Source organism: Parafrankia sp. BMG5.11 (assembly GCF_004337455.1).
The window spans coordinates 1-7766 of sequence record NZ_SJXI01000098.1; the positions used below are offsets into that span (position 1 = coordinate 1).

Below are 7766 nucleotides of genomic sequence, written 5' to 3' on the forward strand. Positions count from 1 at the left end.
TTCCGGCCAACTGGGAAGAGCCAGGAAACCGGGCTCCGGGCCGGCCGGCTCGACCATCTGGGACAGATCTTCACCGCCTACGGCTACGCCGACCAGGCGTGTCAGGTCTGGCTGGCCACCGAGCTCTCCCCCGGACAGCGCGAGCTCTCCGTGGAGGAGCAGGATCTCGTGACACGTCGCTTCAGCCACCGCGAGTGGGGCGACCTGCTCGCCGGAGGAGTCATCAAGGACGCCTCGTCCCTGGCGGCCTGGGCGTTGCTGTGTGCGAGCCCGCTGCGGGAGCGGGCATTCGGACGAGCGGTCAGTTTTCCAGGGTCGTGAAGCGGACGGGTTCGCGCAGGACGGTGGTGGCTGCGGGGAGGTCGGCGAGGCGGGTGGCGAGTGTCGCTTCGGCCAGGCGCGGGGTAGCGCGGTGTTGAACTTCAGGCCGGCCAGGGCCTCGTCGGTGACGTGGGGCAGGCAGAGGCGGGATTCCAGGTTCGCGGTCGCGGCTCTCCACTCGGGTGGGGTCAGGTCGCTGCGTAGGCGCAGGTAGGAGGCGGTCGGGGCCTGGAGCGGGTCGGCGAGGTCGCCGAGGCTCGCGACGAGGGTGCGGTTGGCGCGTTCGCCGGCCCAGGTCCACCAGCGGACGTCGGTCAGATCCTCCGTCCGGACGATCATCGTGCCGCCCGGGTGGACGACGTCCAGATGGTTCTCGCGGACGGTCGCTAGCCGTTCCGTCGCCCGGCGGGTGAGGGGGACCGGTGGATCGGTGCCGAGCAGGACGTCCCGCATCGCCCTGGTCAGTTCGAAGGACAGCCCGCCGTCGGCGGACGTCAGCCAGCGGGCCCGGCCGCCGCCCTCGGCGGGTTCGACGAAGCAGCGGCGGCGTTTCCAGTCGATGTGGGTGACCCGCCAGCTGCGGCCGGCGAGAAGCAGCAGCCGCGGGCCCTCGACCGGGTCGGTGAGCAGAACCGGGTCGGTGCGGCCTATCTCGTCCCGGCCGTGCAGGACGGTGAACTCGGGTGCCGCGGTGAAGACCGCGGTCAGCTCGGAGAAGTGCCGGTGGCCGAAGCGACGCTCCGCCTCGGGTCCGATGAACAGCATGCCGCCGTCGGAGTCCAGGTAGCCCGCGCGGACGAGGTGCCGCACGATCGGCTCCGCCGAACGGTCGAAGGGCGCGACGTCATCGTCAGCCCGCCCGTCGGCACGCCGCTGCCCGAGCCGGCGTCGCGGGCCGCCGCCTGCCAGTCGCTGATCATCAGATGGCGTGACATTAGTCTTGTTCTCCGTATAGAAGCGGCGAAGACCGATGATTTTTTCTTTGCTCCGTGCCCGGTTTGCCGTGCGGAGTGATGGGCTTGGCGAGGTTGTGGCTGCGCTTGTCGTGGCGGCTACTCCCGCGCTACTCCCGTGGGTACGCGCTGACGCGGTCACTGCGCAGAGCGTGCGGAGCCTGGATGGGGCGCGGTCCTACTCTCCGCCGGCCAGGCGGCGCAGTGCCTTCTGCGAGGGCGAGCCCGGCTCGGTGGTGAACGTGACGACCCACTGGTCCGGCTCCCCGCCGGGCTTCACGACGTGGATGGCGATCTCGAGATCGCCAGCCTCCGGGTGCCGCAGATGGCAGGTCACGCTGGACCAGTCCGCGACCTGGTATTCGGCCCAGAACCGGCGGAAGTCGGCGTTGGTGGACCGCAGCGACTCGATGACGGTGACCAGGTCGGGGTACTGGGGGTAGCGACCCAGGGACAGCCGCATGTAGGCGACACGCTGGCGGGCGATCGCGTCCCATTCGGAGACGTCGCTGATCATCGACCGGAAGCGTCGGTCGAGGAAGACCAGGCACGGCCAGACGCGTCGGCGGGGCGGCTGGGCGTCGAGGTCGCCGAGGACCCGTTCGGCGGAGTCGTTCCAGGCCAGGATGTTGCCGTGCCGGCCGTGCACGAACGCCGGCGTGTGGTCCATACCCTCGATCAGGCAACGGAGGTCGGTGCGGACGGCGGGCTCGTCCGGGCCGGGAACCGGCCGCGGCGGGTGGACGAGATTGATGAGGTGTTCGCGTTCGACGCCACTCAGCCGCAGCGCGGCGGCGACCGCGTCGAGGACCTCACCCGAGACGTTACGGCCGTGGCCCTGCTCCAGTCGGGTGTAGTGGGTGACGCTCACCCCGGCGAGCTGGGCCAACTCCTCGCGGCGCAGGCCCGGGACGCGGCGGCGCTCTCCGTACTGGGGCAGGCCGACGGTCTCGGGCCGCAGTTTCGCCCGACGTGACTTCAGAAAGCCGGTCAACTCGGCTCGGGTGTCCACTGGAATCAGGGTAGCCATTGCTTGGCTACCCAACCGAGGGCGCTGGCTGCGCCGATTCCGCGCCCACAGGCTGGTCGACATGACAGCGAACCTCACGAGCCGGGAGATCCGGCTGGCCGGCCGCCCGGTCGGTGAACCCGGCGCACAGCACTTCGAGCTCGTCCACCAGGCGGTGCCGCCGCTTGCCGAGGGGCAGATCCTGGTCCGTAACACCTGGATGTCGGTCGACCCGTACATGCGGGGGCGGATGGACGAGACGCCGTCCTATATCCCGGCGTTCCAGTATCCCGGCGTTCCAGCTCGGTGTCGCGTTGGAGGGCAGCGCGGTCGGCGAGGTCGTCGACTCCCGCTCCGGCGCGATCCCGGTCGGCGCGACCGTGTCCCACTTCCTCGGCTGGCGGGATTACGCCGTCGTCGACGCGACGGCGGCGAACGTCGTGGACGTCGCGGGCGTGCCGCCGCAGGCGTACCTCGGCCCGCTCGGCACCACCGGGCTCACCGCCTACGCGGCGCTGACGGAGGTGGCGCCGGTCCGTTCGGGTGACACCGTGTTCGTCTCCGGGGCCGCCGGCGCGGTCGGGAGCGTGGCCGGCCAGCTCGCCCGGCTGCTGGGGGCCGCGACGGTGATCGGTTCCGCCGGCGGCCCGGACAAGGCCAGGTGACTTCGCACCGACTTCGGATTCGACGTGGCCATCGACTACCGGGCCGCCCCTGTCGCCGAACAGCTCGCCGACGCGGCCCCGCAGGGAATCGATGTCTATCTCGACAGCGTCGGCGGCGATCACCTGGCCGCCGCGATCGGATCCGCCCGGGCCGGCGCGCGGTTCGCCCTCGTCGGCGCGGTCAGCTCCTACAACGCGACCGGCCCGACCCCCGGCCCGGAGAACCTCCTCCAGGCGTACTGGAAGGAGACCACGCTGCGCGGCATGCTCGTGACCTCCTACTTCCACCTCTTCCCGGAGTGGACCGAGCGCGCGCGGGCCTGGCTGCGGGACGGGTCGTTGCGCACCGCCGAGACCGTGGCCCACGGTCTGGAGGAGGCCCCGGCCGCGTTGCTCGGCGTGCTGCGGGGCGCCAACACCGGCAAGATGCTCGTCCGCCTCGGCCCCGGTGACAGAAGCAGCCAGACGATGACGGCGACGCGGGACGCGCTCCCGGTCCGATGACTCTGATGGAGTTCACCATGGCGCACCGACAGTTCCTCGTCGTAGGCGGCACCGGCAAGACCGGCCGGCAGGTGGTCGCCCGCCTCCGCGCTCGTGGCGCGCCGGTCCGGGTGGCGTCCCGGTCCGCGCAGCGGCGCTTCGACTGGACCGACGAACGCACCTGGCAGCCCGCGCTGAACGGTGTCGCAGGCGTGTATGTCGCGGCGCCCGATGAGGTCACAGCCGTGCCTGCCTTCCTCGCACGGGCCGCGGACACCGGCGTCGAGCGGCTGGTGCTGCTCTCGGCGCGCGGGGTGGACCAGCCCGGCTACTACGGCGATGACTACGACGGCGCCGGGGGGGGCACCTGCGCAACGAGGACGCCGTCCGGTCGACCGGAATGCGCTGGACGATTCTGCGGCCCGGCTGGTTCGCGCAGAACTTCAGCGAGGGCTTCTTTCACGCCTCGATCCAGCGGGGCGAGCTGCGGCTTGCCGCTGGAGACGGCGCGGCAGCCTTCGTCGACACGCGCGACATCGCCGATGTCGCGGTCGCGGCGCTCACCGAGGACAATCATGCCGGTCGGACGTACGAGCTGTCCGGTCCGCGTGCCCTGACATTCAGCGAGGCTCTCGCCGAGATCGAACGTGTCTCCGGACACGCCACCCGGTACGTCGCCATTCCGCCCGCCCGGTTCGTCGAGGAGCTCTCCGGACAGGGGTGGAGCCGGGCGGACGCCCGCCTTTGGACTGCTGCGCTCACCCCCATCGCCACGGGTCGGGAAGCGGTCGTCGCCGACGGGGTGCGACGCGCGCTCGGCCGGGAGCCAACCGACTTCACCGACTTCACGCGAAGCGCGACCGCCGCGTGGATATCGAAGACCGACTACTGAGTGGATTCCACAGTCTGCCGGGTCAGGACAGGCGGCGGCGGATACACCAGAGGGAGAGCCCGGCGAGGGTGAGGCTGAGGGCGCCATAGATCCCGGTCTCGTACCACTGGAGCCGCCAGAAGCGGTTGGCCGGATGATAGGTCACCTGCTGTCGGTAGCCGAGCTGGTTGATCTCGGTGAAACACTCCTCGAAGACCGGTGGGGTCGAGTCCGAGCGCTGGCCGCAGGCCCCTGACGGTGACAGCGTGATCGCGTCGACGGCGGTCCCGGACGCGTCCACGAGGTGGGTGGACAGGATCCAGTCCTCGCTCTGGGGTGTCCCCAACATCACCTGTGGGGATCCCTCGCCCTGCGGCGTGATGACGTTCTGGAAGTTCGACTCGGAGATCTCCAGGTCCGATCGGACCGGCGCGGCGAGGTGCGGCCGTACCAGCAGCGGCATGGCGATCTGGACGGCGACGAACACGCCAAGGGTGACGGCCATCGCGGGAAGGGCACGGCGGACCAGCAGCCCGGCTGTGACGCCGAGGACGAACGCGAAGGCCGCGTACCCGACAGGGACGACGCCGCGCGCGGCGAACAGCAGCGGCGAGATGCGTGCGTAGCTCCCGTCGGCGGTCCGTCCTGTGCTACCGACCCGGGCGACGTGCCCGCTTCTCCTCGAGGCGGGTCACCAGGCGTGTCATGGCGACCGCGGCCTCCTCGTGCGCCGTGTCGTAGCCCGTCGACTTGTCCGCCACCACCGCGAAGGCGAGGCCCTGGATCGTGGCGGCGACGAGCGCGGGTGGGTACTCGTCCGCGTCGAGGCCGTACTCGTCGAGAATCGTGGCCAGTTTCTCGATCTGCATCCGCCTGAGCTCGCGGGCCACCTTGCCGACCTCCGCCCGCAGCACCGGACGGTGGTTCGCCGCCGCCACGAACTCCACGATCAGGGCTGTTCCGCGGGGATCCGAGACGAGCTCCCACCAGGCGCGCAACGGCTCCGCGGAGGCCAGCGCCGCGGCCATCTGCTCCACCGTGCGCTGCGCGCGCCGCCGCAGGACCGCCACGAACAGGTCGTCGATCGTCGGGAAGTAGTAGTGCACGAGAGGGGCGTTGATGGCGACGCGGGCGGCCACGCTCCGGGAGCTGACTGCCGCGTAGCCCTCCCGGAGGATGATCTCCTCGGTCGCGTCGAGAAGACGAGTGGCCTTCTCGACGGTCGCCGCTCGGCGTCGACGGGGCGCGGTCATTCGCCTTCCTCCAGAGCGCGGAGTCCCAGCCTCGGATGGCAGCCGGCCTTCCATCTTCGCGGATGATCCCGACCGGATCGAGCCCGCGGCTCCGGACGCGCCTGGTCGTCAGTGCCGCTGGCCACCTTTCCCGACATCATCGTGGCTTCCCCCGTAGCGTCATCATGACCCCCTCGGTACAGGGGGCGATCAGATTCGCGACGAAGGGCATGTGACGATGGCGGACGTATCGGTGCGGTTGCAGGCGGAAGCCGGCACCGAGATCGTTCTGAATCTGTCTGTCCTTCAGGCGATCCGGCTGGTCGAGGCCATCGCGGGCGGGGCGGCGAACGTGATGCCCGAGCCCGGACGGGCACAGGCCGACTCACCTTGGCTGGTGCCGCACACCGGCCCGCAGACGTCAGCCGCGATGCCGCTCCGGCCGGGCCGGTGAGGCGGTAAGTCCTGCGATGGTCAGCGAGGGCCGTCCGTCGGCGGCGCGAACAGGCGTAGCAGGCGTGCTTGTTCCGGCTCGACCGTCAGCAGCTCGCTGTTCGCCCGTGGGAAGATCTCGGCTGCCTCCCAGTGCGCGGCGCGCACGCTCGCCGCGGTTCCCGTCCTGACGCCTCGGGCGCGGAGCTCGTCGAGCAGCTGCTGCGCGTCGAACAGGTAGACCGCTGCGATGGTCCACGGGCGGGTCCCGCCGCGCGAGGACGCCGCCGCCGATGCGGGGCCGGTGAACAGTTCACGGTTCGTCCCCGCAGCGGGCCGGATGCGAAGCGGCCGTCGATGGCGGCGGCCACCGCCGACTGCTCGAGCTCCAGGTCCACACTCACACGGACGATCTTTTCGTGGCGCCGATCTGTTGAGCGGCCTGTATGGCTCTTCGTTCAAAGGGTCAGGATTCTTCGCTTGACATCCTCCCCGGTGTGAACTCCGGGGATTCCCGTACCTCGCGATCCGGGTTCCTGCTTCGTCAACGGACGCCTCCTCGCTTCAGGAGCGAGGTGGTCTCACTCCATCTCCACAGGCGGACACCGCGAGCCCCGCGGCCAGAATGTTCCGTGCCGCGTCGATGTCCCGGTCGTGGACCGCGCCACAACGGCAGGTCCACTCCCGGACGTCCAGCGGCAGGTTCTCCACGACCGATCCGCAGGCCGAGCACGTTTTGCTCGACGGGTAGAAACAGTCGACCGCTGTCACGGTGCGACCGTACCAGTCGGCTTTGTACTCCACCATCGCCCGCAACTCCGACCAGGATGCGTCGGAGACAGCGCGGGCCAGCGAGTGGTTGCGGACCATGGTGCGGACGGACAGGTCCTCGACGACCACCGTTTGGTTCTCGCGGATGATCCTCGTGGACAGCCTGTGCAGATGATCCCGGCGCCGGTCCGCGATCCTGCCGTGGATCTCCGCGACCCTCGCGCGGGCCTTCACCCGGTTCGCCGAGCCCTTCGCCGTGCGGGACGGGTCCCGCTGCGCCCGCGCCAGCCGGACCCGGTCGCGGCGCTCGTGCCGGGGGTTGGTGACTTTCTCCCCGGTCGAGAAGGTGACCAGCGCTGTGATGCCCGCGTCGATCCCGACCCGCCCCCCAGCCGGCGGGAGGCTGGTGACGGTGTCCTCGACCAGGATCGAGACGTGGTACTGGCCGCGGGCGTTCCGCGACACCGTCACCCGCGAGGGCGTCGCGCCCTCGGGCAGCGGGCGCGACCAGACGATGTCCAACGGCCGGTCCTGCTTGGCCAGTGTGATGTTCCCGTTCCGGTAGGTGAAGCAGTTCCGGAAGTAGGTCGCCGAATCGAGGCTCCTGCCCTTCTTCTTGAAGGACGGATATCCGGCCCGTTTTTCCCAGAAGTTCACGAACGCCGCCCGCAGATGGCGCAGCGTGGCCTGCAGCGGCCCTTTCGACGGTTCGGCCAGCCACACCGTCTCCGTGTCCCGCTTCCACGCGGTGAGCATCCTGTCGGTCTCCGCGTGCGTGACCCTGCGCTGCTCCCCGGTCCAGGCGCGGGACCGTTCGGCCAGCGCCCGGTTGTAGACGTAGCGGACACAGCCGAAGGTACGGGCCAGCTGCGCGGCCTGCTCGGGATTCGGGTAGAAGCGATAACGATATGCCCGCTTCACCACCCGAGAACCCACACCCGACAGAATAGCCAAATTCCCTGCCGCCCCGTTGTTGATGCGCTAACCCTGCCCTGAAGGACAGGGCTTGCGCGCCACGTGTCCCGGTCA

Annotated in this window: 6 protein-coding genes and 4 pseudogenes; 4 read left to right on the plus strand and 6 right to left on the minus strand. The window is 70.2% G+C overall.

Features of this window, described 5'->3' with window-relative positions:
• Positions 1-321 (plus strand): annotated as a pseudogene (locus tag E0504_RS54640) (NUDIX hydrolase); the annotation flags it as partial.
• Here E0504_RS54640 and E0504_RS43715 read toward each other — a convergent pair.
• Both E0504_RS43715 and E0504_RS43720 read right to left on the minus strand, forming a co-directional pair.
• Positions 302-1164 (minus strand): annotated as a pseudogene (locus E0504_RS43715) (ATP-dependent helicase); the annotation flags it as partial. The pseudogenes E0504_RS54640 and E0504_RS43715 sit on opposite strands and share 20 nt — an antisense overlap.
• Before the next feature lie 288 nt (positions 1165-1452).
• Complete coding sequence (locus tag E0504_RS43720; protein ID WP_165938810.1) at positions 1453-2304, minus strand: helix-turn-helix domain-containing protein; 852 nt, start codon at positions 2302-2304, stop codon at positions 1453-1455.
• Between the two features lie 61 nt (positions 2305-2365).
• Between E0504_RS43720 and E0504_RS53800 the strand changes: the two are divergent.
• A pseudogene (locus E0504_RS53800) lies at positions 2366-3452 on the plus strand (NADP-dependent oxidoreductase).
• 17 nt (positions 3453-3469) lie between these two features.
• Positions 3470-4323 (plus strand): annotated as a pseudogene (locus E0504_RS54645) (NAD(P)H-binding protein).
• A 22-nt stretch (positions 4324-4345) separates the two neighbouring features.
• Here the strand turns inward: E0504_RS54645 and E0504_RS43735 are convergent.
• Both E0504_RS43735 and E0504_RS43740 read right to left on the minus strand, forming a co-directional pair.
• Positions 4346-4807 (minus strand): hypothetical protein, encoded by a 462-nt coding sequence (locus E0504_RS43735; RefSeq protein WP_112109258.1) that lies wholly within the window; start codon positions 4805-4807, stop codon positions 4346-4348.
• A gap of 145 nt (positions 4808-4952) precedes the next feature.
• Positions 4953-5555 carry a TetR/AcrR family transcriptional regulator gene (locus tag E0504_RS43740; RefSeq protein ID WP_112109257.1) on the minus strand — a complete coding sequence of 201 codons (603 nt, stop codon included), beginning with the start codon at positions 5553-5555 and terminating at the stop codon, positions 4953-4955.
• Positions 5556-5772: 217 nt separating this feature from the next.
• Between E0504_RS43740 and E0504_RS43745 the strand changes: the two genes are divergently transcribed.
• Complete coding sequence (locus tag E0504_RS43745; protein ID WP_112109256.1) at positions 5773-5988, plus strand: hypothetical protein; 216 nt, start codon at positions 5773-5775, stop codon at positions 5986-5988.
• A gap of 20 nt (positions 5989-6008) precedes the next feature.
• Here the strand turns inward: E0504_RS43745 and E0504_RS53805 are convergent, their stop codons facing one another.
• Positions 6009-6134 carry a hypothetical protein gene (locus E0504_RS53805; protein ID WP_255565777.1) on the minus strand — a complete coding sequence of 42 codons (126 nt, stop codon included), beginning with the start codon at positions 6132-6134 and terminating at the stop codon, positions 6009-6011.
• A gap of 396 nt (positions 6135-6530) precedes the next feature.
• On the minus strand, positions 6531-7658 hold the full coding sequence (locus E0504_RS43755; protein WP_112105998.1) for an RNA-guided endonuclease TnpB family protein: 1128 nt from the start codon (positions 7656-7658) through the stop codon (positions 6531-6533).
• Positions 7659-7766: the final 108 nt, after the last annotated feature.